Raw genomic sequence first — 25,564 nt, 5'->3', positions numbered from 1 at the left:
GGCGATCCGTTCGCGATGCCGGCATGAACGGGCGGCATCAAATTAGTGCAGGAACCTTTCAGTTTAGCGACGATAATGGCTATAGCACTAAGGAGGATGATCCGATATGACGCAGTCGCAGACCGTGACGGTGGATCAGCAAGAGATTTTGAACAGGGCCAACGAGGTGGAGGCCCCGATGGCGGACCCACCGACTGATGTCCCCATCACACCGTGCGAACTCACGGCGGCTAAAAACGCCGCCCAACAGCTGGTATTGTCCGCCGACAACATGCGGGAATACCTGGCGGCCGGTGCCAAAGAGCGGCAGCGTCTGGCGACCTCGCTGCGCAACGCGGCCAAGGCGTATGGCGAGGTTGATGAGGAGGCTGCGACCGCGCTGGACAACGACGGCGAAGGAACTGTGCAGGCAGAATCGGCCGGGGCCGTCGGAGGGGACAGTTCGGCCGAACTAACCGATACGCCGAGGGTGGCCACGGCCGGTGAACCCAACTTCATGGATCTCAAAGAAGCGGCAAGGAAGCTCGAAACGGGCGACCAAGGCGCATCGCTCGCGCACTTTGCGGATGGGTGGAACACTTTCAACCTGACGCTGCAAGGCGACGTCAAGCGGTTCCGGGGGTTTGACAACTGGGAAGGCGATGCGGCTACCGCTTGCGAGGCTTCGCTCGATCAACAACGGCAATGGATACTCCACATGGCCAAATTGAGCGCTGCGATGGCCAAGCAGGCTCAATATGTCGCGCAGCTGCACGTGTGGGCTAGGCGGGAACATCCGACTTATGAAGACATAGTCGGGCTCGAACGGCTTTACGCGGAAAACCCTTCGGCCCGCGACCAAATTCTCCCGGTGTACGCGGAGTATCAGCAGAGGTCGGAGAAGGTGCTGACCGAATACAACAACAAGGCAGCCCTGGAACCGGTAAACCCGCCGAAGCCTCCCCCCGCCATCAAGATCGACCCGCCCCCGCCTCCGCAAGAGCAGGGATTGATCCCTGGCTTCCTGATGCCGCCGTCTGACGGCTCCGGTGTGACTCCCGGTACCGGGATGCCAGCCGCACCGATGGTTCCGCCTACCGGATCGCCGGGTGGTGGCCTCCCGGCTGACACGGCGGCGCAGCTGACGTCGGCTGGGCGGGAAGCCGCAGCGCTGTCGGGCGACGTGGCGGTCAAAGCGGCATCGCTCGGTGGCGGTGGAGGCGGCGGGGTGCCGTCGGCGCCGTTGGGATCCGCGATCGGGGGCGCCGAATCGGTGCGGCCCGCTGGCGCTGGTGACATTGCCGGCTTAGGCCAGGGAAGGGCCGGCGGCGGCGCCGCGCTGGGCGGCGGTGGCATGGGAATGCCGATGGGTGCCGCGCATCAGGGACAAGGGGGCGCCAAGTCCAAGGGTTCTCAGCAGGAAGACGAGGCGCTCTACACCGAGGATCGGGCATGGACCGAGGCCGTCATTGGTAACCGTCGGCGCCAGGACAGTAAGGAGTCGAAGTGAGCATGGACGAATTGGACCCGCATGTCGCCCGGGCGTTGACGCTGGCGGCGCGGTTTCAGTCGGCCCTAGACGGGACGCTCAATCAGATGAACAACGGATCCTTCCGCGCCACCGACGAAGCCGAGACCGTCGAAGTGACGATCAATGGGCACCAGTGGCTCACCGGCCTGCGCATCGAAGATGGTTTGCTGAAGAAGCTGGGTGCCGAGGCGGTGGCTCAGCGGGTCAACGAGGCGCTGCACAATGCGCAGGCCGCGGCGTCCGCGTATAACGACGCGGCGGGCGAGCAGCTGACCGCTGCGTTATCGGCCATGTCCCGCGCGATGAACGAAGGAATGGCCTAAGCCCATTGTTGCGGTGGTAGCGACTACGCACCGAATGAGCGCCGCAATGCGGTCATTCAGCGCGCCCGACACGGCGTGAGTACGCATTGTCAATGTTTTGACATGGATCGGCCGGGTTCGGAGGGCGCCATAGTCCTGGTCGCCAATATTGCCGCAGCTAGCTGGTCTTAGGTTCGGTTACGCTGGTTAATTATGACGTCCGTTACCACCGAGCGCCCCGTGCGACAGCGCGGCCAGCGCAAGCGAGGTGACCACCCGGCTGATCGCCCAAGCGGTGCATCATGCGCGCGGATTCAACGGGTTACTGCGAATACCGGCGCGGGGTGGATCCAGCGGCCGAGCCGGCGTGAAATGCCGGAGGCCAACCGGACGGTGATCCGCGAGGCGATCTGGCGGTTTGGGGAGGGCAGTAGGGGATGAGTATTACCAGGCCGACGGGCAGCTATGCCAGACAGATGCTGGATCCGGGCGGCTGGGTGGAAGCCGATGAAGACACTTTCTATGACCGGGCCCAGGAATATAGCCAGGTTTTGCAAAGGGTCACCGATGTATTGGACACCTGCCGCCAGCAGAAAGGCCACGTCTTCGAAGGCGGCCTATGGTCCGGCGGCGCCGCCAATGCTGCCAACGGCGCCCTGGGTGCAAACATCAATCAATTGATGACGCTGCAGGATTATCTCGCCACGGTGATTACCTGGCACAGGCATATTGCCGGGTTGATTGAGCAAGCTAAATCCGATATCGGCAATAATGTGGATGGCGCTCAACGGGAGATCGATATCCTGGAGAATGACCCTAGCCTGGATGCTGATGAGCGCCATACCGCCATCAATTCATTGGTCACGGCGACGCATGGGGCCAATGTCAGTCTGGTCGCCGAGACCGCTGAGCGGGTGCTGGAATCCAAGAATTGGAAACCTCCGAAGAACGCACTCGAGGATTTGCTTCAGCAGAAGTCGCCGCCACCCCCAGACGTGCCTACCCTGGTCGTGCCATCCCCGGGCACACCGGGCACACCGGGAACCCCGATCACCCCGGGAACCCCGATCACCCCGGGAACCCCAATCACACCCATCCCGGGAGCGCCGGTAACTCCGATCACACCAACGCCCGGCACTCCCGTCACGCCGGTGACCCCGGGCAAGCCGGTCACCCCGGTGACCCCGGTCAAACCGGGCACACCAGGCGAGCCAACCCCGATCACGCCGGTCACCCCCCCGGTCGCCCCGGCCACACCGGCAACCCCGGCCACGCCCGTTACCCCAGCTCCCGCTCCACACCCGCAGCCGGCTCCGGCACCGGCGCCATCGCCTGGGCCCCAGCCGGTTACACCGGCCACTCCCGGTCCGTCTGGTCCAGCAACACCGGGCACCCCAGGGGGCGAGCCGGCGCCGCACGTCAAACCCGCGGCGTTGGCGGAGCAACCTGGTGTGCCGGGCCAGCATGCGGGCGGGGGGACGCAGTCGGGGCCTGCCCATGCGGACGAATCCGCCGCGTCGGTGACGCCGGCTGCGGCGTCCGGTGTCCCGGGCGCACGGGCGGCGGCCGCCGCGCCGAGCGGTACCGCCGTGGGAGCGGGCGCGCGTTCGAGCGTGGGTACGGCCGCGGCCTCGGGCGCGGGGTCGCATGCTGCCACTGGGCGGGCGCCGGTGGCTACCTCGGACAAGGCGGCGGCACCGAGCACGCGGGCGGCCTCGGCGCGGACGGCACCTCCTGCCCGCCCGCCGTCGACCGATCACATCGACAAACCCGATCGCAGCGAGTCTGCAGATGACGGTACGCCGGTGTCGATGATCCCGGTGTCGGCGGCTCGGGCGGCACGCGACGCCGCCACTGCAGCTGCCAGCGCCCGCCAGCGTGGCCGCGGTGATGCGCTGCGGTTGGCGCGACGCATCGCGGCGGCGCTCAACGCGTCCGACAACAACGCGGGCGACTACGGGTTCTTCTGGATCACCGCGGTGACCACCGACGGTTCCATCGTCGTGGCCAACAGCTATGGGCTGGCCTACATACCCGACGGGATGGAATTGCCGAATAAGGTGTACTTGGCCAGCGCGGATCACGCAATCCCGGTTGACGAAATTGCACGCTGTGCCACCTACCCGGTTTTGGCCGTGCAAGCCTGGGCGGCTTTCCACGACATGACGCTGCGGGCGGTGATCGGTACCGCGGAGCAGTTGGCCAGTTCGGATCCCGGTGTGGCCAAGATTGTGCTGGAGCCAGATGACATTCCGGAGAGCGGCAAAATGACGGGCCGGTCGCGGCTGGAGGTCGTCGACCCCTCGGCGGCGGCTCAGCTGGCCGACACTACCGATCAGCGTTTGCTCGACTTGTTGCCGCCGGCGCCGGTGGATGTCAATCCACCGGGCGATGAGCGGCACATGCTGTGGTTCGAGCTGATGAAGCCCATGACCAGCACCGCTACCGGCCGCGAGGCCGCTCATCTGCGGGCGTTCCGGGCCTACGCTGCCCACTCACAGGAGATTGCCCTGCACCAAGCGCACACTGCGACTGACGCGGCCGTCCAGCGTGTGGCCGTCGCGGACTGGCTGTACTGGCAATACGTCACCGGGTTGCTCGACCGGGCCCTGGCCGCCGCATGCTGACGAGGCCAGGACAGCAACAGGCGCTGCGTGCGAGACGGAGCCGCTGGCAGGCCCGGTCTACAACGTTGTGGTTGTTGAGGGTGCCGGAGTCGACGGATCGACGGGGGCCGCCAGCGGACTCGCCGCTGGGCGGGCACCGGCTCCGGTATCCATGGCTTGCGCGGGAACGCCCCCGCCGGGCTGCTGGCCCGGTGATGCGCCGGCGCCTTCGTCACGTGCCGCGGCAACGACCTCGGCCGGCTGCACGTCGCCCTGGTCGCCCTGATCGTCGTTTGTCACTTCGTGGACCGGCTCCGCTTGCTCGGTGGCCGGTTTTTCAGCGCTGGCAAGCTGTGCGGGCATTGGGCCGCTGCCGCCCTGCGCGCTCTGGGCGGCCTGTTGGGCGGTTTGACTGATCGTCTGAGCGATGGGGGATGCGTTTTGCGACATCTGAACGGCGTGCGGAGCCAGCTGAACGAGTTGCGGCACCGTCGCAACAACACGGGGTGCCAGCTCAGCGGCCGTCTCGCCGAGCTGGGTCGTGACCTGTGACACGGGTGTGCTCAGCAGCTGGGTAGCCTGACTTGGCTGACCACCGACCGAGGCGACGCCAGCCAGGCCTTCGCCCGACGAGCCGAATGCATACTGGCTCAAACTGGTTCCCAGTGACTGATCGGTCTTCGCATAGACGTCCGCCGCCGCGTTCATGTTGGATGCTGTTCGAGTCAGGGCGGCTTTCACGCCGGGCAGCCCGTCACTGACCAGCGATTCGATGCTTGGCATGGTCTCGTTGATTGCTGCTACCACCGAATCCGTTCCGCTGACCGCGATCGGCGCCGGAGGCTGCGGAAAAACGAGGCCGGCCAATTTCGCGGCCGCTGCGCTCAAGCCGGTGGGATCGACGGCCAACGGTTCAGCCATTGCCGGATCTCCTATACGTGTTCCCCATCGAGCAAATTTTACCGGACGCGCCACACGCTCAATCGCAGCAATTTGTCGGGCGCCGAAGGTATGCAAACCTGCGCCGTGTCCTCGATGTTCTGTCAGGAACCGCCAATCAGCCGATCCGGCTCAGAACCGGATATTGCGGACCGTGTCGTACACCCCGGTGATCCACAGCAGCATGGGAATGATGGCAGCGATCATGGCGCCGTCGATCAATTCCAGAGTTCGTTTTACGACCGGTGAAACGCGCCGGACGTGAGCCATCGACCCGACCACCACGAGCGCAACCAGGGCTACCGTGAGGTAGACGCTCAACAACAGCCAGGCATAGTGCGGGTACCAGATGATGAGTTTGGCCGTCAGACCCGTCGGAATCGCGACCGTCGCCGCCAGCAACGCCCACGCACACCAGCGCTCGGCGTAAAGCCGCGAGCGAAATCCGCAGACGGTCGTGATCAAACCCGCGACCACCAGGCTGTGTACAAAGAAGTGCCCGCGCACCACGACCGCGATGGCACCGGCAGCCAGAATCAGGGTGCCCGACGTGACGTATCCGATCAGAAGTTGCTTGGCCAGTTTGCTGCGCTCGGTGAGCCGGACCGCGGACGCGGGCACCGACGCGATGATGGCCTGCCAGGTCGGGGTTTCTTCGCTGGTAGCCTCCGGGGTCGCGACGGGATCGAGCAACTCCTCGTTGTCCACGGTTTCGCCGGGTACCGGAATCGGCGGCAGCGCGATCCGCGCGACCGCGACGGTCAGCTTGGCCGCATTCGTCACAATGAACAGCCCGAATGCGATCCCCCCCGCGGGGACCCAGTCCTGGTATCCATAGCCGAAGGCAGCGGCGGCCGCGATGACCGCGATAGCGGTGATCACGGCAAACGACGCCAACTCATGACGCTTCCGAGGGCCGCCCCGCGTCATCAAGGTCAAAAACAGCACGGCCGTAGCGGCGCCGGCAACTTGTGGCGCCCCCAACGAGTTGACCCCGCGCGGCAACGGCACGGCCAGCGCTGCGGCGGTTGCGATCAGCAGATACGTCGTGACCAGTAGGCACTCGGCCAGGTGGCCGCTCTGGTAGAACCTGTTCGCGACGAAGCTGCCTACCAGCACAGCGATCCCCAGGATGCCAATCGCCAACGGCCACCACAAGCTACGCCCAGTTTCCCACCACGCCCGCATCGCCATCCCGATGACGGGCGCGGTCAAAAGCGGGATCGCCGCCCCCACAAAGCGATTCAATGCCGTGCGGTCGAACTCAGGTGACTCGTCAAGCACGGCGATCGCGTCGATGACATCCTCGACCAACGGTCGGTAGCGCTCGGTGCGACTGACTGACACCAGAGTCAGCAGTGACCCGTCGACCACCCCGGCGTCATCGAGTGACTGGTCGAGCTTCAGCGGCGGCGATCCGGGACGAGCGAACGCCCACACGCCTTGCGCGGTAAAGTCGAAGCCGCCGAGTACATCAGCCGGCGTGTCTTCCAACACCTCGGAAAGCACCGCGACGGTGTCGTCAATATAAGTTTCCATCGGCACCGCCGCTGGCAGTACCAAATCGGTCATCCGTCTGCCGGTCAGGATCGTCACCCGGGTGGTGGCAGGCCGCGCAGCGGTTGCCCCCGCGGCGGTAGGACCAGCAGCAACAGCAGGTGCGCTCAACGACGTCCAGCCCTCTCGAAATCGTCGGATAGCGCTGCGGCCAATTCGAGGACCTTGCGCTTGTAGATAGGGTCGAGCAAGTCGAGTGAAATCTCGGTTCCGGCCGCAATGTGCCTGTCCCACGGCATGACCACGACCCGGCCGGGTTGAACTTGCTGTTCGAAATGCCGCACCAGGTCTTTAACTGCGACATTGGGTTCTCCCGGCATGATGTGATTGATGACCACGCATGCGCGGCTCGCCAAATCTTGGTAACCGTTGTTGCGCAACCAGTCCAACGCGACCGACGCCTGTTGTGCGCCGTCGATTGAGACACTTGCCACGACCACGACACCGGACACCGTGGACAGCACGCCGCGGGTCAGCGGGTCGAAGAAGCCGGCCCCACAATCAGCCAAGACGAGGTTGTAAAACCTCGACGCAGGATCGGCGATGAAATGCCAGTCGGCGTCGCTGAGCGCGCGCTGCGCCGAGCTGTATTCCGGTGCCGGCAGCACTTCCAGATTGACCGCATTGACGCTAGTGTGTGCGCGGATGTCGTTGTAGTGCGACAGCTCTTTTTCTGCAAGCACATCAGCGATGGTCGCGCCCGATTGTCGCCCTACCCGATCGGCGAGGTTTCCGGCGCCTGGATCCGCGTCTAGAGCCAGGATCCGGTCGGCCCGCACCTGAGCCAACGTCGACCCCAACGCTGCTGTCAGCGTGGTTTTGCCAGCCCCACCTTTGAGACCGACGACGGCGATCTGATACGACCCGCGGGGATTGCGGCGGACTCGAGCGTGCAGGTCCAGCTCGTACTTCTCGTCGGGTGACAGGCCCAGGTTGATTCGCGTCAACGCATGCACCCAATGTCGCCAGCCGCGCTGCGACACCACTTTGGGCGGCTTCGTGGCCTTCGGTTTCTGGGGCTTCACCTTCTTCACCTTCGGCCCCTTGGCCGCCGGCCTTAAGGATTTCTGTGTCGCGTCGAGATCCGGCGCTGCACGCTTGCGGCGACGACCGCCAGTGGTTGCGGCCGTAATTGAATCAGGTTGCGCCGCGGCATGTTGGGCGGCTAAATCGGGGTGGACGCGTCGCTCGGCACGCCGACCGGAGTTGCGCTGCGGCGAGGGGCTGGGGGGAGGTTCTGTCGGCGCGGGGCGGGTGGGCGGAGCCAGATACGATCTCGGTTGGCCCAACGGCGCTGGCGAGGGCTCCGTTCCGGGGGCGAGCTGCGCGCCGGATGCTTCCTCTGCCCGCAGCCGCGCCTGGATGGATGGACCAGTTGCTACCTTCCCGACGTTTCGTTCGGTGTCTGTGCGATAGCGGTGACCCCGGCGCGCACGTCGGGAGTGTTGGGGGGCAGGCCGGGTCGGTGGTTCGGCCGGGGACGCAGACGGTCTGGACGGAGCGGGCGGGGGTTCGCCGATTGGCATCTTTGCCCAGGGCGGTGCTGGTGCGGTGCGCCGGGGTTGATGTGGCCCGTGCGAGGGTACGTGGGGCGCCGGTGATTCCGGTTGCTGCGGCGCTCCGGTTGGCGTTTGTGGTGTCGGTGGTCTGGGGGGCGCCAACTGGGATTCGGTTGGGGTGGGTGCAGGTCCGGCGATGGGCATCGGAGGTGTGGGTGGTTTGGGTGGGGCCGGTTCGGGTCCGGCGATGGGCATGGGGGGTGTGGGTGGTTTGGGTGGGGCCGGTTCGGGTCCGGCGATGGGCATGGGGGGTGTGGGTGGTTTAGATGCGGCCGGTTCCGGCGAGGGCGGCTCTCCTGCGGCGATCGGCATCGGAGTTGGCGGAGGCGGAGGTGGGGGTGGGGGTGGCGGCGGCGGGGCCGACACGAACCGCTCCGACAGGTCGTCGGACGTCGGGGGCGGAGTCTGGCCGTTGGGCTTCGGTAGGTTTGCCGATGCGGGCGCCGGCGGAAACGAAGCACTGGGGTCGAAGAACGGCTGCGCTGCCATATCGTCCGGAGCTTCCATACCTTCGTGCGGCCGGAAGAGCTTGTCGTAGTCGGCCGCCATGACAACCTCTCAGAGTGCGCTCAAACGTATAAACACGAGAAAGGGCGAGACCGACGGAAGGTCGAACTCGCCCGATCCCGTGTTTCGCTATTCTACGCGAACTCGGCGTTGCCCTATGCGAACATCCCAGTGACGTTGCCTTCGGTCGAAGCCATTGCCTGACCGGCTTCGCTGATCGTCCGCGCCAGGTTCTGCAGCGCGTTGTTCAGCTCGGTAGCCGTGGCGTCCCATTTTTGCTGGACACCCTGGTACGCCTCCGAACCGCTACCGCCCCAGGCCGCTGCGAGCTTGGTCAGGGACTGCTTCCCCTCGTCAAGGAGGGAATGAATGGACGTGACATTTCCCTGGATTGCGCTTGCCGCGGCCTCGATACCCGCGAAATTCCACTGCTGCTCTGTCATGTTTTTGCTCCGTTTCTTTTCGTATTAGCGGGTCAGAAGCCCATTTGCGAGGACAGCGCCTGCTGCTGCTCCTCGTCGGCCCTCGAGTATTGGACGCCGGCCTGACGAATATTCGTCGAGATCTCGTCGAGTTCCTGCTTCTGCTTATTGGCTGCTTCTTGGAAGCGCACCACCGCGGCCTGGGCGGCCGTCCCCGCCGCGCCGCGCCACTGGCCCTGCAACGAACCTGCCGTCGACTCCACCTGGTCGATCTGGGTTTTCAGGTCGCCGGAGATCCGCTCGAAATTACCTGCCTCCTGCGCGAGGGTAGCGGCATCGGTCTTCATCTCTGCCATGCTGGACTACTTTCTCTCTTTACCTTCCTCGCCAAAATGTTGGCAAGTCTTCCGGCCCGGGTGGCCGGGAAGTCTGTTGTCATTACGGGAGCTCACCAGTCGTCCTCTTCGTCCCAGTCGTCCTCGTCGTCTTCTTCACGCTCCTGCGCGAGCGGTGCCGGCGCGACCAGACCCGGCCTGGTGGAGCCGCCGGATTGCGCACCCTGGCCCATCGCTCCCGCACCCACCGGAGCGGCGCCACCCGTCGCCGACGATCCGGCAGCAGCCGCCGGCATCACCGAGGGGGCAACCGGCTTTTCGATCAGCTGAGACATCAGCGGCGTGCGGGTCAACGACCCACCTGCGCCAGGTAGCGACTCCGCGCGCAGCAGGCCCGCGCCCGCGCTGGGGCCTGATCCACCAGCCAGCGGATGGTTCGACAGCGGACTGGTGCCGAGCAGGCCCATCTGCGCGGCTTCCTCGTCGGCTGGGTTGCCGCCGCCGGTGCCGCCCACCTGGCTGAACAACGACGTCACCTGCTGCAGCGGCTGGGTCAGCTGCTGCATCGGGCCGCTCATCTCACCCAGTTGGCCGAGGGTCTGGGTAGCCGCCGGCGGCAACTGGCCAACCGGTGTTGAGCTGCCAGGGGAGGGCATTCCGAAGATCGGGTTCGTCGTGCTCTGGCTCGCGCCGGGATCAAGGATCGACGCCATCGGCTCGAGCTTCTCGAAAAGCGTGTTAACCGCGGTCTCGGCCTGGTAGACCTCCATTGCCAGGGCTGCCTGGTTCCACATACGGATGAAATAATCCATCTCGGTCAACGCGATCGGGATCGTGTTGATACCGAAGAAGTTGGTGGCCGTAAGGACGGCCTGGGTGATGTGGTTGGCGGCGATCTCCGGCAGCGACGGCGTCGTGGCCATGGCCTGGGTGTATGCCGCGGCTTGCGCCGTCGCCTGCATCGCACGGGTCTTGGCCTGTGTTGACGCGGTTTGTAGCCAGACCACCATCGGCGTTGCAGCCGCAAGCGCCTTGTCGCTGCCACCTCCAGTCCAGGCTTCTCCCAGAGAGTTCAGGCGCGCGGTCAACTCGACGGCCTGAGCGTCCAGAGCCGCCGAAAGCGTCTGCCATCCCGCGGCCGCCGCAAGCATTGGAGCCGGACCCGCGCCGGCCATCAGCCGTGCGGTATTTAGCTCCGGTGGCATTGCGTGCCACAGCATGGTGATCACTCCCTCCGATGTGTTGGGGGCCTATTCGGCGAAGACGCCGGCGGCGCCGTCGTCGATTTGCGAATAGGTGCGGGCGACGTCCTGGACCGCTTCGCCCGCACGGTGGAGCTGGTCTTGGGCCGATGCATTGGAAGCCAGCAATTGGATGCCCTCCGATGTGAACGCCGTCGCCGCTTGGGCGGAGACCTCATCGGCCCCCGCGGGAACCAGCCCGGTCACCGACGTCAGCGCCGTCGAGCCGGCCGTCACGCCGTGCAGAGCGTTGTCGCTCACTTGCGTGCCAATGTCGGCAGCGATCGGATCATGTGACATTTTTTCCATTTGCCTACTTCTTCCCTCCCTGTATTTGTATCCCGTACACAAACCGTTCGGTTATAGCCGGAAACAAACCCGATGGTCAGCATTGCCCGAACTCGATTACCGGGCTGAGCTCGGGTCCTGCTACACCGGCAATGAAATAATCTTAACCGGCGCTTGGGGGTGCTGCGAACACTTCTTCTGGAGGCTCGATGTAGGGGGCCTGGATGACCTCTTTGCCGTCTGGCGAGACGAGAAATGCCTGGCCAGGGGGGCGCCGCTTGACCTTGAACTCACTGGATGGGAATTCCTGCTTCTCGCCCGAAAGGAACATTGTCGGAGCGCCCGACCCGAATGCGGCGCCGACGAACTTGTCCATGGTTGCCTTGTAAGCCTGGCTCATCTGACAGGTGACAATGATGTGCAACCCGATATCTGCCGCCGCCGGCAATAACGGGGCCAGCGGTGCCATCGGCGGCATCCCCCCGGCGGCACCCACGATCATGTGCCAATCGTCGACCAGAAGCACGACGTCAAATCCGCTCCACCACGAACGCGAGCGTAGCTGCGCCGTCGTCAGGTCGGTCGGCGGCAACCGCTTCTTCAGGTTGACCGCCAGTGCTTGAACGGCCTCGTCTAGCGACGCGCTGTTGCGGTTGATCGCGCCGGCGCCCAGCAGATGGGTGTCCGGCACCGCGTCCAGCAGGCCCGAGCGGTAGTCCGCGAGCATGAACCGCACCTGCTGGGGACTGTTTCGGGCACAAATGGCGCGCGCGATCGCGTGGGCAATGGTCGTCTTGCCCGATTTGGCCGCACCGAAGATCAGTAGGTGCGGGTTCGTGTGCATGTGGCAGTGAGCCGGCGTCAGGTCCGTCTCGCGCAAGCCGATCGGAATCTCCCAGCGAGTGCGGTAGTCGGACTCTGGTCCCGGCGGGTTCGGGTCGAGTTCGTGCAGGTGGATACGCTCCGGCAGGACCCGCACCGGAGGTGCCTGTTCGGTGTGCTGGGAAGCGATCTGCGTCACCCCCGCGGTGATCGCCTCCACCAGGTTATCGGCGCTGTGCACGCCGTCGAACCTGGGCACGCCGATCATCAGATGGTGCTTTTCCATCGACACTGCCCGACCCGGACGATTCGCCGGGATCTCGCGGGTAATCCGGTCGATCTGGGTTTCATTGACGTCACCAAGCCGGAACTCGATCTTGGTGCCGAGGTAGTCGCGAACACGCGACTTCAGCTCTGTCCAGCGTGGCGTGGAGATGATGACGTGGACGCCGAACGCCAGCCCCTGGGCGGCCAGATCTTGAACCTGCCCCTCAAGGTCGGGGAACTCGCCGACAAAACCGGGCCATCCGTCGATGATCAGAAAGACGTCGCCGTATGGATCGGACGCAACGGGTTGACTTGGATCGTCACGCAGCTGCCGGTACATCCCGATCGAGCCCACTCGGTGTTCCTTGAAGGTGGTTTCCCGTTGCCGCATGACGGCTTGCATCTCTGCGACCACCCGGTTGACCTTGTCGGGCTCGGACCGATTGGCTACCCCACCGACGTGTGGAAGGTTTTCGAGATAGATCAGCCCGCCGCCACCTAGGTCGATGCAATAGAACTGAACGTTGCGCGGTGAGTGTGTGGCGGCGGCCGACATCACCATCGTCTGCAGTAGCGTCGACTTCCCGGTTTGAGGTGCGCCCCCAATACCGATGTTGCCGCCGGCCCCGGAAACGTCTACGCCCCACACATCCTGTAGATGGCGGCGCGGTTCATCCATGATCCCCAGGGCAAATCGCAGGGGTTGTCGCCGATCACGGGCGATGAGCTCGTTGAGCGGGACCGGATTGGTCAACGGCGGCAGCCACATCTTGTACGCACGCGATTCAGCAGTGCCGAGCTGGTCCAGCACAACCTCGCGCAGCGTCCGTACTTCCGGTTCAGCAGTCATGCGCGCCGCTCCTCCTCATCGCTGCGCTTTGCATCGTCGCCGGCGCGGGCCGTTGGCGCCGCTCCTCCTCATCGCTGCGCTTTGCATCGTCGCCGGCGCGGGTCACGGTGTCGGCGCCTCCTCGAGAACCGGTGCCGCGGTGAACCTGTGAATGCGCGCGGCTTGTCTAGTGGTCTGTTGACCGGGCCCTCCGGCTTCACCATTGGTTTCGACGCCTGCCGCCGGCGGCATGTATGGCCCACTGATGTAGAAGGTGCTGAACTTGACCGGGTCTTCCATGCCGACCCGGAGAAACCCGACACCGCTCTCCTTGTTGGTGATGTACTGCGCCTCCGGTGTGCCGATTACCGCCTTGGATTCATGAGAGCTGGTGGTGCGCAATGCGATTCGATATGTCAGGTTTGGCTCCAGTTTGTCGATGCGAACACCGCCGGTCTGCAGCGACTGGGTAGCCAGCAGCAGATGGACCCTCAGCGACCGCCCGACGCGGCAGATCCGGTCGAACAGCCCGATGAAGTCCGGGTGACTCTGCAACAGCTCGGCGAACTCGTCGACGACGACGAAAAGCGTTGGCAGCGGGGGTAGGTCGGCACCGCGTTCGCGGTACTTCTCGTATTCGGCCACGCCGGACAGGGCTCCGGCCGCGCCGACTTTCATCCCGGCCTGTCGGAGGATCGACTGGCGCCGATCGAGTTCTCCGGTCAACACCTCGCCCATCCGGCTGACGAGCTCGGCTTCCTCGGCCATGTTGGTGACGACAGCGGCAGTGTGCGGAAGCTTTTCCATTCCCAGGAAGGTTGAACCACCTTTGAAGTCGGTGAGCAGGAGATTCACCTGATCTGGATGAGTCATTGCCACCAGCGACAGGATCAGGGTGCGCAGGAATTCGGACTTCCCAGACCCCGTGGTCCCGATGAGCATGCCGTGCGGTCCGGCGCCGAATTCCGCGCCCTCTTTGATGTCCAGGTACATGACGTTGCCGGTCTTTAGTTCATGACCAAACGGGATCTTTAGCCGGTCACGGTCGGTGTCGGTGTACATCCTCCAGCGGGAAGGTGTTATCTCCTCGACACTTTGCGCACCGACCAGCTGGTGCCAGTCGGTGGCCACCTTCTTCTGGACCCGCGACGTCTTGTCGAGGATGGTGCCCGTGATGGACCATCCGGCCAACTTTCGCGCGATACGGCTGGCTTGCTGCGGCGACATCCGATCGGTGACCGATGTCACCTGGCGAAACGATTGGTTAGGGAGCCGGTCATCAGCCGTCCCATCCTCGTGCACCCTGATGCGGTAGGCCGAGCCGCGATGGTTGCCCAACGTGATCACCGTGACACCGGCCCTACCGTCGGGCGGGAATCCAGCCTTGCCGCCGGTCAGGTCGACGACGACTACGTAGGGGCCGCCGGGAAGCGAATCGGGTGCGTGTGGCCCGCGCGCGGCCAGGTCCGACAGACCTTCCTGGCGCGTGAAGATCAGCCGGGTGGACCCGGCCGCATCGGTTTCGGTCTGGTGCTGTACGTGCGGAAGCCATTTGAGCCAGGACCAGTCGGGGTCGTCGGGTTCCTCGGTGAGCACCCGGATCTGCAGCAGGTCCGGTGGGTGGAACACGGCTAGGTGACAGATCATCGCCGTCATCAGGCCGGCTGCCCCCGCCAAGTCCCCGCCGATCGCGATAGTCGGAAAGGTACGGAGTTGCAGCAGTTTCGGGCAGTCATGGATCAATCCATGGGTTCGTAGAAACTTGACCACCCACATATGACTGACCGGCTCCAGGAACGGCTGAGGTGCTGCGCTGGCGGCGGCCAACTCCCCGCCGACGGCCGGCTTCAATAATCGATCCACCGCCGGCTGGTCACCGATACCGATTCGGGTGGCCGCATAGAAGTCGGCGTTGGCCGGCCGGGACCACTGCCGTTGGGTGCCGACGATCGACAACAGATCCTCGGGATGCGGTGCGTGGTAGGAGAAGAACGCCACCTGAGAGGTGGCCGAGGACGTCACTCGGGTGCGTAGTCCTGCCAAATACCGCAGGTACTCCTTGCGGTCGGCGTTGATTTCGGGCACCTTCTTGCCGCCACCACCGGTGCTACCGGCCAGACCGCCGACCATCATCACGATCATCATCAGCGGCATCATCAACATGTACGGCGACAGCTGCCTGGTGCCGCCGGCCACCATGATGGCGATCATGCCGAGCATGGCGCCACCCATCACGTAGGGAAGGATCTTTTGGACGCCCGACGGTGGGATGTCGATGCCCAGGTCATCGGGCGGCGTGAGGCTGATCTCGCCCGGGGTCAACCGGGGGCCACGGGTAATGGTGGGAGTGAACTTCTTGGTCGTCATCAGGGGGCTCCGGAGGCTCCGGCGGGAACTTTTCGGGGGCTAGGGTCAGCGGGCAGCGTGTCGTGCTCGAGCAGTGCGGCATCTTTCGACAGCACCGGACCGTCGACCAGGAGACGAACGATCTCCCAGGGCGCGTTTTGGGGTGAACTCAGGCCCAGCGACTTGGCTGTCTCCGCGTTAGGCACCCCATAACGCACGCCCTGTGGATCGATGTAGTACATCGATTCGGTGTATCGAGGATCGGGGGATTGCAGTGCCACGAATTTTCCGCCGTCGAGGTAAACGGTCGCCGTCCCGTGGATCTGCTTGATCCCCATGTTCATCGCTGAGGGCGATATCGGCAGATGCCGGCCGGACAGCACCGTTGACTGCGGCGACTGGTCGCCGGCGCTGCGTTGCCATGACCAGCACAGCGCGGGATCCTGCGGCCGGGACACGATCTTGAGCGGTTCATCGGGTAGCGGTGAGGGGTATACCCGTTCGGCGATTCTGACGACCAGACTGGGCACCATTGCCGGTGGCGCGACCAGCCCGTGCGCCTGGGTGGCGCGCAGCGCCGCAGCGGTTGTCGCGTTGACCTGCGCGATGCCGTCGGGCAGCACCACATAGTATTGCGGGCCCTTGTCGGTGTGGATCTGGAAGACCGATCCGATCACTAGATCATCAGGTAGGCCAAGCGAATTGGGCGCGCCCGCCGCCGGTATCGGCGGCAGCTGCCAGGGCCCCATATCAGGCAGCGCGTTGAACATGCCCTCCGAGATCGGGGTTGGCCTGGCCGTCACCGGTATCCCCATCGACGAGGTGAGGGCGCGGTCGGTCAGATCTATGGCGTGGCGTCCCTTAGTTGTGACGATCCAGGTTTCGCCCTGGTAGGACACCAGCACCGCTTCGTGTGACTGGAGCGGATCGATCGAAGCATCGATCTCCAACGGCATCGCGATGACCGCGGTCTGCACTACCGGGGAAGTGGAGTCGGCTCGGGCGACGGTGTCGCATAGGGTCCAGATCGAGGTGCTGCCCGCCGAAACAGGCGTGGCGTAGGGGGCGCCGGGGATTCCAACGGTCTGGCCCATCGGCAGCTTGCTCAGTTCGGAGGACTTCACGGTGGCCGGGTTGGCCGGATTGCCCAGCACCAGCCGCGCCGAAGTCAGGTTGTAGACCGGATGCAACTGTCCGGACAGCAGCACGTAAAGCTGGTTGGTCGCGCGGTCGGTGAACAGGCTGGTGCCGCCGAGTTTGCCTTGTGGTTTGAAGTACGCCAGCAGCGCGGCACCCGCCAGAATCAGGACCGCGACGACGATGCCAAGAGCGATCGAGCGGCTGTAGAACTGCAGCGGGTCGTCAAACATCCGGGTGTCCCGGCGCACGATGGCGTGTTCGAGCCGGCGCAGCAGAAAACGCCAGCCGCTAACCTGAACCTTGGTGGTGAGGCGAAGCCCCATAGTTCATTCTCTCATGTTGAGGTGTGCGTGCACCGCGGCGATAGCCTCCGCCATATCTGAGCCGTTGATCTCGCGAAGCCGGTCTTCGTCGAGGGTGTCGATATCGAGGACCTGGGCTAGACGCATGTCCCGGCATTGCTCGCTGGCCTCCACCAGCTGGCGCGCATACCGACCGTTGCCGGCGACGTCCAGGGCGCGCCGGCCGCGCAACATGCGCTGCTCCAACTGCTTGGCGGCCTGAAGAAAGTTCTCGGCCGCCTCTGCGGTCAACGCCGAATCATCAGCAGCGGCAATGACGTTGGCGATCTCGAGGAGTTCCTCGGGGGAATAGGTGTCGAACTCGATGCGAGTGGCGAACCGCGACCGCAGACCCTCGTTGGTTTCCAGCAGCCGATCTATGTCGGAGCTGTACCCGGCGATGATCACCACCAGCCGGTCCCGGTCGTTCTCCATCCGCGCCAGCAGCGTGTCCAGCGCCTCTTGACCGAACGGATCGGTGCGGCCGTCTCTTTCCTGCACCAGCGCATAAGCCTCGTCGATGAAAAGCACCCCGCCCAGCGCCTGATCGATCGTCTTAGCGGTCTTGACCGCCGATTGCCCCTCGTACTCGGCGACGAAGTCCTTGCGCGACGTCTCGACGAGTTTGGGTTCGGCAATGACGCCTAAGCCGGCCAGGATATTGGCCACCACCCGCGCGATCGTGGTCTTGCCGGTACCGGGCGGTCCGGTGAAGATCATGTGCTTGCTGGGCTGGGCGACCTTCATACCCTTGGCGGCGCGGACCCGGGCCATCAGCGTCGCCGCGCGGTAGCGTTCAATCTGATTTTTAACCCGGGTGAGCCCAATTTGGCGGTCGAGTTCGGCTTGGGCCTCGGCGAGCAGCCGCTCCCGGCCGGAGTTGTCGGTCACGACACTGCCCGGATCCCAGGGATCGGCGCGGGATGCGATCTGTTCGGCGGTGGTCGTCTTCAGCCGGTAGGAGGGATCCTTCAGCGCCGCAGCCACTTTGGGCTCGGGGTGAGTGGTCTGTAACCATTCCAGCAGCGCCACCGCGGCGCTTTCGTTGCCCTGGCTGCGCCGTGCCATCGCCAGATACCAGGCGATGGCGCGCGCACACGCCTCACCGGCGGGCGAGTCGTTGGCCTCGGTGAGTCGGCGTTCGGCTTCGGTGAACAAGGCCAGGTTTGCCGCGGCAACCCCGTGCGCCACACCGGCCGCGCCGGCCAAAAACTTGTCCGGCCATTTCCCAGCACTCTTGACCTGGTCGATCACGTCGGTCCAGCGTTCGGCCGCGCCGTAGACAACCGCCTTCATCCACGCCACCAGGTGCTCGGAACCCGCGACCGGGGCGGCCTCTAAGGCCTCCATGGCGTCGGCGTAATTGCCTTGCGCTGCCTCGCATGCGGCAAAGCCCATGGTGATCGCTAGCGGCGAGGTGACCGGGTAGGTGATATCGCCGTACAGCCCCCCGATGGCAATCCTGGCGTTTAACGTGCTCATCGAGATCTGGACCGATCCCGACAACTGTCCGAAATTGCGGCGCGAATACCAGGCGCGAAACAGCGTCACCCGGTCGGTGTCCCCACACCGGATCCGGCCGATCCATGCGTCGCAAGCGGATTCGTCGTAGTTGGTGATCTCGGTGAACAGATCTAGCGACCGCGCCTCCGACATCGGCAACATGCTGACGGCGCTTTCGAACAGACTGGCCAAGCGATCAGTCATCGGCCTTGTACCGGGAGGTGTAGTCGACATCGTAGCGGGTGGCGAACACTTCGGCTTCGGCTGCGGCAGCCTCTTCCGGCGTCGGCAGATTCAGGGTCATCCCCACGAATTCCCGCAGCAGGGCGCTGCCTTCTGCGTCTTCGTCGGTCAGTTCACCGATGTTCTCCACCATGAACGTGTACTGCGACGCCCGCGCCTTTTGGCGGGCCAGATCGGCAATAACGAAGATCTCGTCGGCCAGCTGCGCTTCGGACATGCTGGTCGCCTTGTCCGTCAGCTCGACGTGCTGGATTCTGCCGTCCATCAGGGTTGAGACCGACACCGACCCTTGAGGGTTGGTCACCGTGAACAACTCCAGCTCCGGCTCCTCGTCGCGTTCGGTGAGCGCATGGAGGGCGTCCAGGTCGCCTTCGGCGTCATCGGTCTGCACCGGCGCATAGTCGTCTAAGGCGTCCAGCGGCGACGCCTCGTTGGTGTGGGCGGCGGAGAAATCGAGGGCGTCGAGATCACCGTGGTCGTCGTCGTTGCCCGGCGGGTCCACCATGGCGTCCCTTTCTGAAGTCGTAGCGGAGATGTGAGGGGTCAGCCTCGGGAGGAGGCTTGTGCGTGATCTGAGGTGTGATCTAGCCAAGCGCCCGCAGGGAGCAGCTCTAGCAAGCCGTCCAGCGCACGCTCCAAGTTCTGCTGAGTGCCGGGCAGGAAGCTTCCGTACAGGTCGCCTCCAACACGGCGGGGAAGCGACACCAGCCTACCGAGCTTGGAGTCCAGGACGCCAGCGGCGGCGTCGGTCTGCGTCGTGGTGCCGCCGGGGTGGCGTTGGCTGGCAACGATCTCCACCCAGCCGGTCGGGTTACCCACGATCTCGGCATAGACGCGGGCCGAGGCCGGTGCGATACCGTATTGCGTCAATTGGGACGCGGTTGTGCATTCGGCTAGCTCGGTTGCCACACCCGTCAGGGGTTCGACGTTGGCGGGTTCGGCGGGCCCCAGCACCGCTGTCACCATGCCCGCCAAGCCGACCTGCGGCGCCACCAACTGCAGCACCAGCATGTCGCCGTCGCGCGCCGCGATCACATGGCGGTCGCCCCTGCGGCACACGACGAAGCGCACCATGACGCCGCCAATGTCGCGCCGCCACCAGCGACCCTCCAAGGTCCGATCTGGCCTGCCCAGGGTTTCGACCATCTCCGCGACCGTCGGTTGGGGCTCCCCGTGGAGGTCGAGCACCCCTTGCGCTGTGAGGTCACGCTGCACCTGTTCCCAGACGATGTCTCGCAGATCCTCTTGCGGGATATTCGGCCGAATCCCAAGCGTGACAGGGAAATCAACCAGGTGTAACCGATCGGCGATCACCAACATGCCGTCGATGGTTACCTCGACGCCGACCACGTTGTCGGCGGTGCCCGCGCGGCCTGCAGCGGACGGACCCGTCATGATCAACCGAAAATCTTGTCGATAACACCGGCTAGGCCATCGTCGGCCTTGAGGTAGGCGCCGGCGGCTGCGAGCAGATTATTGGCCAGTCCGCTGGTGACTCCCTGCAAACCCGTGCCCGTGCTGCTACGGGTGGTCTCAAACTCTTGCAGCGTGTCATTGAATTTCGACGTGAACGAACCATGGGTAAGCTGAACTCGTCCGCTAATCCCGGCGACCGTATCGGTCGCCCTTTTGATATCACCCACGATCTCGTTGTGCATGCCCGCCAGCACCTTCAGGAACGAAGGCACGACACCGAGAAATCCGGTCATGGGTTGAACCCTCCTCTACGTTTAACTTTCTACTCGCTATGGCTTCGACTCGCTATGGCACAGACCTGCTGGCGACTCGGTGTCCGATCAAAGGACGGTCCCCTCCTGCCCCCGTTGGCTGGCCGCGGTGCCAGCGTCGATGGGTGCACGCTCCGCCTCGGCCACGCCTTCCTCGTCTTCCTTCTTGTCGCTCACGAGGGTGGCGTGCTGCTGGCCTCCTTGCTGGGCCTGCGACGAGATCAGTTGCGCTTGTTGGCTGCCCATGCTGGCCAGTTGGCTGGGGCCACCGCCGGCCGCCACGAGCTGTTGCAGCTGACCCATGGTGGCGGTCACCTGACCCACGGTGGGCAAACTGGCAAAGCTGAGCAGATTGCCAAAACCCAAGCTGGGCAGGCCGGCGAAGCCGCCCAAGAAGTCAGGCAAAGCGGCCAGCTCAGTCCAGGTGGGTAACTTGCCCAAATCGCCTACGCCGGGCAGCAGGTCGCCCAGACCCGGCAAGCCGGGGAACAAGTTGGGAATGCTGGGCAACCCGGGCAGTGCGGGGAACCCGGGGATGGCGGGGAACTCCGGGAACCCGGGGAACCCTGGGAACGACGGGAGGTCGGGGAACAACGGGCTGCCGGGGGTGGGCGGCCATTTGAAGTCGGGTAGGCCCGGGATGTCGGGCAGGCCGGGGATCGGAATGTCGGGCAACTTCGGCGGCCAGAGGCCGTCGATGATGTCGGGCAGGCTGGGCAACCCGGGCAGGCCGGGGAACTTTGGCAAGGTCGTCAACATCTCGATCAGCCTGCCGAGAATTCCCCTCAGGTTGGTCGCATTCATCAGCGTCATAATCGTTAGATAGAGCAATGCGCCGCCGACAACGGCCATCGCGATGCCGGACATAGGGATTGCGAGCTCCCACGACCACAAGTGGCCGAGCAGCGGAATCTTTTCGAGGCCCTTACAAACCTTGTAGACACCGTCAATCATCTTCTTCATGGCCCGCAGGACGTCGCGCGTATCGGAGACGTATTTGGCCTGATTCGAGATCATGTTGCCGGTTAATTTGTCGAGATCGCCCATCACCTGTGCGCGAAGTTGTTGCGCGATGTTCTGGTTTAGGTAAGCTTCCGCCGCTTGGCCGATCCAGTTGGTGCCCGGAATGGCGAGTCCCATTTTGTCGCTGATTTGTTTGAACAGCGACGAACCGGTGTTGAAAATGTCGCCTGGGTCGGGGATTCCCTCTCCAAGCAAGAGTAACTGGCCCCAAATAAAGTTACTCGTCGTCTTGCAAAGACCGCTACCCGATGCCATTTATGTGTTTCCTTACGCTCGCCGTTCCGGTGCGCCATCATTATCTGCACCTTTGCACTGCACATTGAGCTTAGCAGCGCTCGGAGGGGGGTTGGTGCACGAATTTTTTGGTGACGCTGGCGTTTTCAAGTTCGCGGCACGATGGAACGCACCGTCAAACGCCGGAGAACGCGCGCGTTCCCCGGACCGTTGAACTTGAGCGTTACGGCGTGCCTGTACTTGTGGGACGCTCGGAGCCGACCTCAATTGATCTGACGGATCAGTGCTTCGATCGCTTCGGTGGCCTCGGCTGGCAACTCTTCCTCGGCTTCGGCGCCGACGATCATTTCTTCTGCGACGCCGGCCGCTTGGGCAGTCTCCAGGGTGGAAAGGTTCGCGCGCCGCCGTGCGGCATATAAGCGCTGCGCCAGTGTGGCACCAGGGGCGGTTGCTCCCAGCCTCATTAATTCGTCGTGGTGGCGACGTACCGCGCCCAACGCCTTGATCAATTCCGGGGTAATCCGGCTGATGCGGGTTGCTTGGACGGCAATCGCCTCGAGCTGGCGCAAATCAGCAAGGATCGGCGCGGCACGTTCGGTGAACTCGGGGTCCTCGGTCGCCGGCAACGCTGCGATAGCCAGACTGCAGCCGTCTACGGCGGCGGTGACAGCCTGCGCGATCAAGGACGCCGGGCCGTCGGCAGGCCGGAGTCCGGGGGACGCGTCGGGGTTTGTTGCGGGCTCGGTGGGCTCGCCCCGACGGATTCGCGCGATGGTTCCAGCGGGCCACTGCAGCACTTCTTCGAGTTTTGCCCGGGTCCGTTCCCGGGGCCAACTACGGCCTTTCTCGAACGCGATGAGCGCGCCCGCGTTGATGATCCCGTCGGCCGCCAAGCTGCGTTGGCTGATGTCAAGTTCACGACGGCGCGCAGCCGCGGCCGCCCCTGCGCGAACCACGCCGGGGTCCGGTGCGACCGGCGCAGCGTTGTGCGCCGGGTCGTCCGACAGGTCCGCTGATGGTTGTACGCGGCCGTGCTGTGCAGCGGAATCCGACGGCCTGACGACTTCGAACGTCAACGCCTTGCCTCCAGGGGGATCGCCGAATCGGATTAGGGTCTTATCGCTGACGGTCACCGAGCTGCCGCGTCGTCCGCCGACGAACATACCTCTCGGGATGTTGCCGACGATCCGCCACCGTCCATCATCGGATACCGCTCGCAGATGTGTCTGAGAGATTCGAGAATCGTCGATCTGGGTGCCGACTCGGCACGAGTGGCCAATGATCGCGACACCGCGACGGGGCTCAATCACGTCTGATGTGCCGCCGCTGCACGCGACCAGCGGCGCCGGTCCGACAGTCGACCCTGCTTTAGACATCTGCGTTGATCCCTTATTCGCGGGTACTAGCCGGGACGGTGGGCAGACTTTCCGCTCGCCCGCCATCCTAACCGTTGCACCCTTCTACTGCTATGACTTCGCTACATTTTGGATCTAGCGACGCGACGGCCCGCTATGGAAATAGTTTCCTAGCCAAACCGAACTGCCGCTACAGTTCACTTCACACCTGAACTGTCGCATGTCAGAACACTTTTCCTGGAAGATCTGCCCGAAGGGGTCGGATACGCGCCGGCGAGGCCAGATACACAGCTGATTAACAGGATCTATGCCCTGGTACTCGGCGGTGCGCGCACTAGAGCTCGGAGCTCGCCGAACCGGAGCCGCAGCACCGCTAGGCAGGCAGAGGAGGAAACTGTTGCATCGCTATGGTTAATGCGATACGCTTTCGCGGCAGAGGCTACAACCTGCAACGCTTTCTGGAGGAACGTAGACATGACAGTAACCGCCCTGTATGAGGTCCCGCTCGGCGTTTGCACGCAAGATCCCGATCGTTGGACGACGACTCCCGACGACGAGGCCAAGACCCTGTGCCGGGCTTGCCCGCGCCGGTGGCTGTGTGCACGCGACGCCGTCGAGTCCGCGGGTGCGGAAGGGCTGTGGGCAGGGGTCGTAATTCCCGAATCAGGCCGGGCGCGGGCATTCGCGTTGGGCCAGCTGCGATCCCTGGCCGAGCGCAACGGTTACCCGGTGCGCGACCACCGGGTGTCTGCCCAATCGGCATGACGCAACCGCCGCCTGGACCGCTGGTTCGAGGGGTCTGCGGAACAGTGGCGGTGAGATGCCCTGGATGTGGACAGCGCGAGAACATCGACAAGATTTCTCGCGCTGTCCACATTGCGCGCCGCGTTGCGCCCGCCAGGATTCGACGATGGGCGCCGAGATTGACGTTTTGCAGGCCTGCGCTCGGGCGATCCTGCTGTTGCCGACCGGGTCAGCCAGCCAGGTCACCGGGGCGGGCTGCCGTGTGCGTCGGCGGGTCGCGACGCGAAGTACGCCGTCACCGTCGCGGCGACCTGCAGGATTTTCAGCCGCGTCGTCGGGGCCATTTCGTGGCTCATATCGATGACCCCCCCGGGCCGCAAATGGGGATCGAAGGGCACCTCGACCACAGGCTGCCCGTGGTCGATGAATTCCTGGGCCAGCAATGACTTGGTGCGCTTGTCGGCGTGTCCGTCCGAATCGTTGAGCACCACGATGCTGCGTCGCAACAAACCTGTCAGGCCATAATCCGACAGCCATTCGATGGTGTTGGCGGCAGCGGAGGCACCATCCGCCCAGGGCGAGGACACCACGATCAGAGCATCCACATCGCGCAATACTTCCTGGGTGACCGCCGCCTCCATGGAGGAACCGCAGTCGATCACCGAGATTGCGAAATGGTGATCCAACCTTAGGGCGGCTTCGCGGTAGATGGCCGGATCGAGCACCCGGCGCGGACCGGATGCCGGCTGGCCTGCCAGGACGTACAGTCCCGCGGAATTTCGGCCCAGGCGCGCGGTGATATCGGTGAAGGACCGCAGATTCGTGTCGGTGGTCAGCTCCCAGAACGAACCAGCTGCTCGAGGATCGATTCGGCTGCTCAGCCTGCCGAAGGCGGTGTCGGCGTCGATCCCGACGATACGGTCCTGCTGGCGCAGTTCGGCAAGGATCGATCCGACGCACGCCGCAACCGACGTCTTTCCCACACCTCCTTTGCCCAGCACGGCGACCTTGTGGTTGCCATGCAGGACGGTTCGTATCGTTGCTTCGAATTGGGCCTCCTGGCGCTGCATGCCCGACCGGCCCAGGCCGACAAGGCCAAAGGTGACCAGCCGCACCATGCGTCGCCAACCACGCTCGCCGGGTCGCGTCCGACTGCGTATCGGCGCCAGGGCGGGGTCGGCCCAGGTGCTCGGTGGCGGGGCCTCCGGCTGGCGTGGCCAAGCCGGGTCCGGCAATGGACGCAGTGGAGCTGAAGGCAGGCGCGGCGGCCCTGGTGGCGTAGCGGCAGCAGCGTGCCGGCCAGGCGGTGGCGCGGGGCAGCGATCTCCGGACGGCGGACGGGGCGAGTATCCCCGCGGGGTGCCGGGCTGGTGTGGTCGGATCCGATCGCGCAGGAATTCGTCACGCTCGTACATAAGCTCCTCAGGTGACAGGCGATCGATTGTCGCGCCGGTGGCCGGCTGAGGCGAGCTCGCGGCTGATGAGCCCCACGGTAAGATCGCCCATGCCGGACGCCGACCAATATCGTCCCGTATCGGCTAGCTCCCTGGACTGACTGCTGGCTGTCTAGACGCCCTTTTTAGACCCCTTTTAGGATCGCGCAAACTCTGGGGGGTTGCGCTGGGTAGTCGTCGCGGCGGCATCGCCATGCAACAACACAGATACCCGCCGTTCCGGCGGTTGTTCCCACCGGCGCAAGTGGCGAAACAGCGGTGCTCCGGATT

Annotated in this window: 22 protein-coding genes and 5 other annotated features; of the genes, 4 read left to right on the top strand and 18 right to left on the bottom strand. The window is 64.5% G+C overall.

The features are described from left to right. Positions 1 to 106 precede the first annotated feature (106 nt). The 3 genes from espB to espK all read left to right on the top strand — a co-directional run bounded on the left by espB (position 107) and on the right by espK (position 4,439). On the top strand, positions 107 to 1,489 hold the full coding sequence (gene espB / locus Rv3881c) for an ESX-1 secretion-associated protein EspB (RefSeq protein NP_218398.1): 1,383 nt from the start codon (positions 107 to 109) through the stop codon (positions 1,487 to 1,489). Then, the gene (espL, locus tag Rv3880c; RefSeq protein NP_218397.1) at positions 1,486 to 1,833 is read left to right on the top strand and encodes an ESX-1 secretion-associated protein EspL; all 348 of its coding nucleotides are present in this window, start codon (positions 1,486 to 1,488) and stop codon (positions 1,831 to 1,833) included. Before espB ends, espL begins: the two co-directional genes overlap by 4 nt. 416 nt (positions 1,834 to 2,249) lie before the next feature. Beyond that, the gene (gene espK, locus Rv3879c) at positions 2,250 to 4,439 is read left to right on the top strand and encodes an ESX-1 secretion-associated protein EspK (RefSeq protein NP_218396.1); all 2,190 of its coding nucleotides are present in this window, start codon (positions 2,250 to 2,252) and stop codon (positions 4,437 to 4,439) included. Between the two features lie 57 nt (positions 4,440 to 4,496). On the opposite strand, the gene espJ is transcribed toward espK, so the two are convergent. The 16 genes from espJ to Rv3863 form a co-directional block, all read right to left on the bottom strand. Then, positions 4,497 to 5,339, bottom strand: a complete 843-nt coding sequence (espJ, locus tag Rv3878; RefSeq protein NP_218395.1) for an ESX-1 secretion-associated protein EspJ — start codon at positions 5,337 to 5,339, stop codon at positions 4,497 to 4,499. A 150-nt stretch (positions 5,340 to 5,489) separates the two neighbouring features. After that, positions 5,490 to 7,025, bottom strand: a complete 1,536-nt coding sequence (gene eccD1, locus Rv3877; RefSeq protein ID NP_218394.1) for an ESX-1 secretion system protein EccD1 — start codon at positions 7,023 to 7,025, stop codon at positions 5,490 to 5,492. Further along, the gene (espI, locus tag Rv3876) at positions 7,022 to 9,022 is read right to left on the bottom strand and encodes an ESX-1 secretion-associated protein EspI (protein NP_218393.1); all 2,001 of its coding nucleotides are present in this window, start codon (positions 9,020 to 9,022) and stop codon (positions 7,022 to 7,024) included. Before espI ends, eccD1 begins: the two co-directional genes overlap by 4 nt. Continuing rightward, positions 8,600 to 8,650: a repeat region (51 bp imperfect direct repeat 3,GAACCGGCCCCACCCAAACCACCCACACCTCCGATGCCCATCGCCGGACCT), on the bottom strand. (Overlaps the previous gene by 51 nt.) After that, positions 8,651 to 8,701, bottom strand: a repeat region (51 bp imperfect direct repeat 2,GAACCGGCCCCACCCAAACCACCCACACCCCCCATGCCCATCGCCGGACCC). Beyond that, positions 8,702 to 8,752: a repeat region (51 bp imperfect direct repeat 1,GAACCGGCCGCATCTAAACCACCCACACCCCCCATGCCCATCGCCGGACCC), on the bottom strand. A 113-nt stretch (positions 9,023 to 9,135) precedes the next feature. Next, entirely contained in the window at positions 9,136 to 9,423 is a 288-nt protein-coding gene (gene esxA, locus Rv3875) for an ESAT-6 protein EsxA (RefSeq protein ID YP_178023.1), read from the bottom strand. 32 nt (positions 9,424 to 9,455) lie between these two features. Beyond that, entirely contained in the window at positions 9,456 to 9,758 is a 303-nt protein-coding gene (gene esxB / locus Rv3874) for an ESAT-6-like protein EsxB (protein NP_218391.1), read from the bottom strand. A 92-nt stretch (positions 9,759 to 9,850) separates the two neighbouring features. Continuing rightward, on the bottom strand, positions 9,851 to 10,957 hold the full coding sequence (gene PPE68 / locus Rv3873; protein YP_178022.1) for a PPE family protein PPE68: 1,107 nt from the start codon (positions 10,955 to 10,957) through the stop codon (positions 9,851 to 9,853). Between the two features lie 30 nt (positions 10,958 to 10,987). Continuing rightward, positions 10,988 to 11,287: a PE family protein PE35 gene (gene PE35 / locus Rv3872; protein ID YP_178021.1), complete on the bottom strand. Its 300-nt coding sequence runs from the start codon at positions 11,285 to 11,287 to the stop codon at positions 10,988 to 10,990. A 142-nt stretch (positions 11,288 to 11,429) separates the two neighbouring features. Then, on the bottom strand, positions 11,430 to 13,205 hold the full coding sequence (eccCb1, locus tag Rv3871; RefSeq protein NP_218388.1) for an ESX-1 secretion system protein EccCb: 1,776 nt from the start codon (positions 13,203 to 13,205) through the stop codon (positions 11,430 to 11,432). Next, positions 13,206 to 13,258, bottom strand: a repeat region (53 bp Mycobacterial Interspersed Repetitive Unit,Class II). Continuing rightward, positions 13,259 to 13,311 (bottom strand) — a repeat region (53 bp Mycobacterial Interspersed Repetitive Unit,Class II). It lies immediately after the preceding feature. Then, positions 13,308 to 15,551, bottom strand: a complete 2,244-nt coding sequence (gene eccCa1 / locus Rv3870; RefSeq protein NP_218387.1) for an ESX-1 secretion system protein EccCa — start codon at positions 15,549 to 15,551, stop codon at positions 13,308 to 13,310. It overlaps the preceding feature by 4 nt. After that, the gene (eccB1, locus tag Rv3869; RefSeq protein ID NP_218386.1) at positions 15,551 to 16,993 is read right to left on the bottom strand and encodes an ESX-1 secretion system protein EccB; all 1,443 of its coding nucleotides are present in this window, start codon (positions 16,991 to 16,993) and stop codon (positions 15,551 to 15,553) included. The genes eccCa1 and eccB1 overlap by 1 nt, the downstream gene beginning before the upstream one ends. 3 nt (positions 16,994 to 16,996) lie before the next feature. Further along, entirely contained in the window at positions 16,997 to 18,718 is a 1,722-nt protein-coding gene (eccA1, locus tag Rv3868) for an ESX-1 secretion system protein EccA1 (RefSeq protein ID NP_218385.1), read from the bottom strand. Beyond that, positions 18,711 to 19,262, bottom strand: coding sequence for an ESX-1 secretion-associated protein EspH (gene espH, locus Rv3867; RefSeq protein ID NP_218384.1), 552 nt, complete (start codon positions 19,260 to 19,262; stop codon positions 18,711 to 18,713). Before espH ends, eccA1 begins: the two co-directional genes overlap by 8 nt. A gap of 38 nt (positions 19,263 to 19,300) precedes the next feature. Beyond that, on the bottom strand, positions 19,301 to 20,152 hold the full coding sequence (gene espG1, locus Rv3866; RefSeq protein NP_218383.1) for an ESX-1 secretion-associated protein EspG: 852 nt from the start codon (positions 20,150 to 20,152) through the stop codon (positions 19,301 to 19,303). A gap of 2 nt (positions 20,153 to 20,154) precedes the next feature. Beyond that, the gene (gene espF / locus Rv3865) at positions 20,155 to 20,466 is read right to left on the bottom strand and encodes an ESX-1 secretion-associated protein EspF (RefSeq protein ID NP_218382.1); all 312 of its coding nucleotides are present in this window, start codon (positions 20,464 to 20,466) and stop codon (positions 20,155 to 20,157) included. A gap of 87 nt (positions 20,467 to 20,553) precedes the next feature. Continuing rightward, the gene (espE, locus tag Rv3864) at positions 20,554 to 21,762 is read right to left on the bottom strand and encodes an ESX-1 secretion-associated protein EspE (RefSeq protein NP_218381.1); all 1,209 of its coding nucleotides are present in this window, start codon (positions 21,760 to 21,762) and stop codon (positions 20,554 to 20,556) included. A 242-nt stretch (positions 21,763 to 22,004) separates the two neighbouring features. After that, positions 22,005 to 23,183, bottom strand: coding sequence for a hypothetical protein (locus Rv3863; protein NP_218380.1), 1,179 nt, complete (start codon positions 23,181 to 23,183; stop codon positions 22,005 to 22,007). Between the two features lie 327 nt (positions 23,184 to 23,510). Here Rv3863 and whiB6 point away from each other — a divergent pair, with 327 nt between their 5' ends. Continuing rightward, positions 23,511 to 23,861, top strand: a complete 351-nt coding sequence (whiB6, locus tag Rv3862c; RefSeq protein ID NP_218379.1) for a transcriptional regulator WhiB6 — start codon at positions 23,511 to 23,513, stop codon at positions 23,859 to 23,861. Here the strand turns inward: whiB6 and Rv3861 are convergent. Then, positions 23,760 to 24,086, bottom strand: a complete 327-nt coding sequence (locus Rv3861; protein NP_218378.1) for a hypothetical protein — start codon at positions 24,084 to 24,086, stop codon at positions 23,760 to 23,762. The two genes, whiB6 and Rv3861, sit on opposite strands and share 102 nt — an antisense overlap. Beyond that, on the bottom strand, positions 24,083 to 25,255 hold the full coding sequence (locus Rv3860) for a hypothetical protein (protein ID NP_218377.1): 1,173 nt from the start codon (positions 25,253 to 25,255) through the stop codon (positions 24,083 to 24,085). Before Rv3860 ends, Rv3861 begins: the two co-directional genes overlap by 4 nt. Positions 25,256 to 25,564 lie beyond the last annotated feature (309 nt).

Source organism: Mycobacterium tuberculosis H37Rv (assembly GCF_000195955.2).
Classification (GTDB): Bacteria; Actinomycetota; Actinomycetes; order Mycobacteriales; family Mycobacteriaceae; genus Mycobacterium; species Mycobacterium tuberculosis.
The sequence above is the reverse complement of the archived record's forward strand: the minus strand, read 5'-3'. Positions and strand labels throughout refer to the sequence as shown.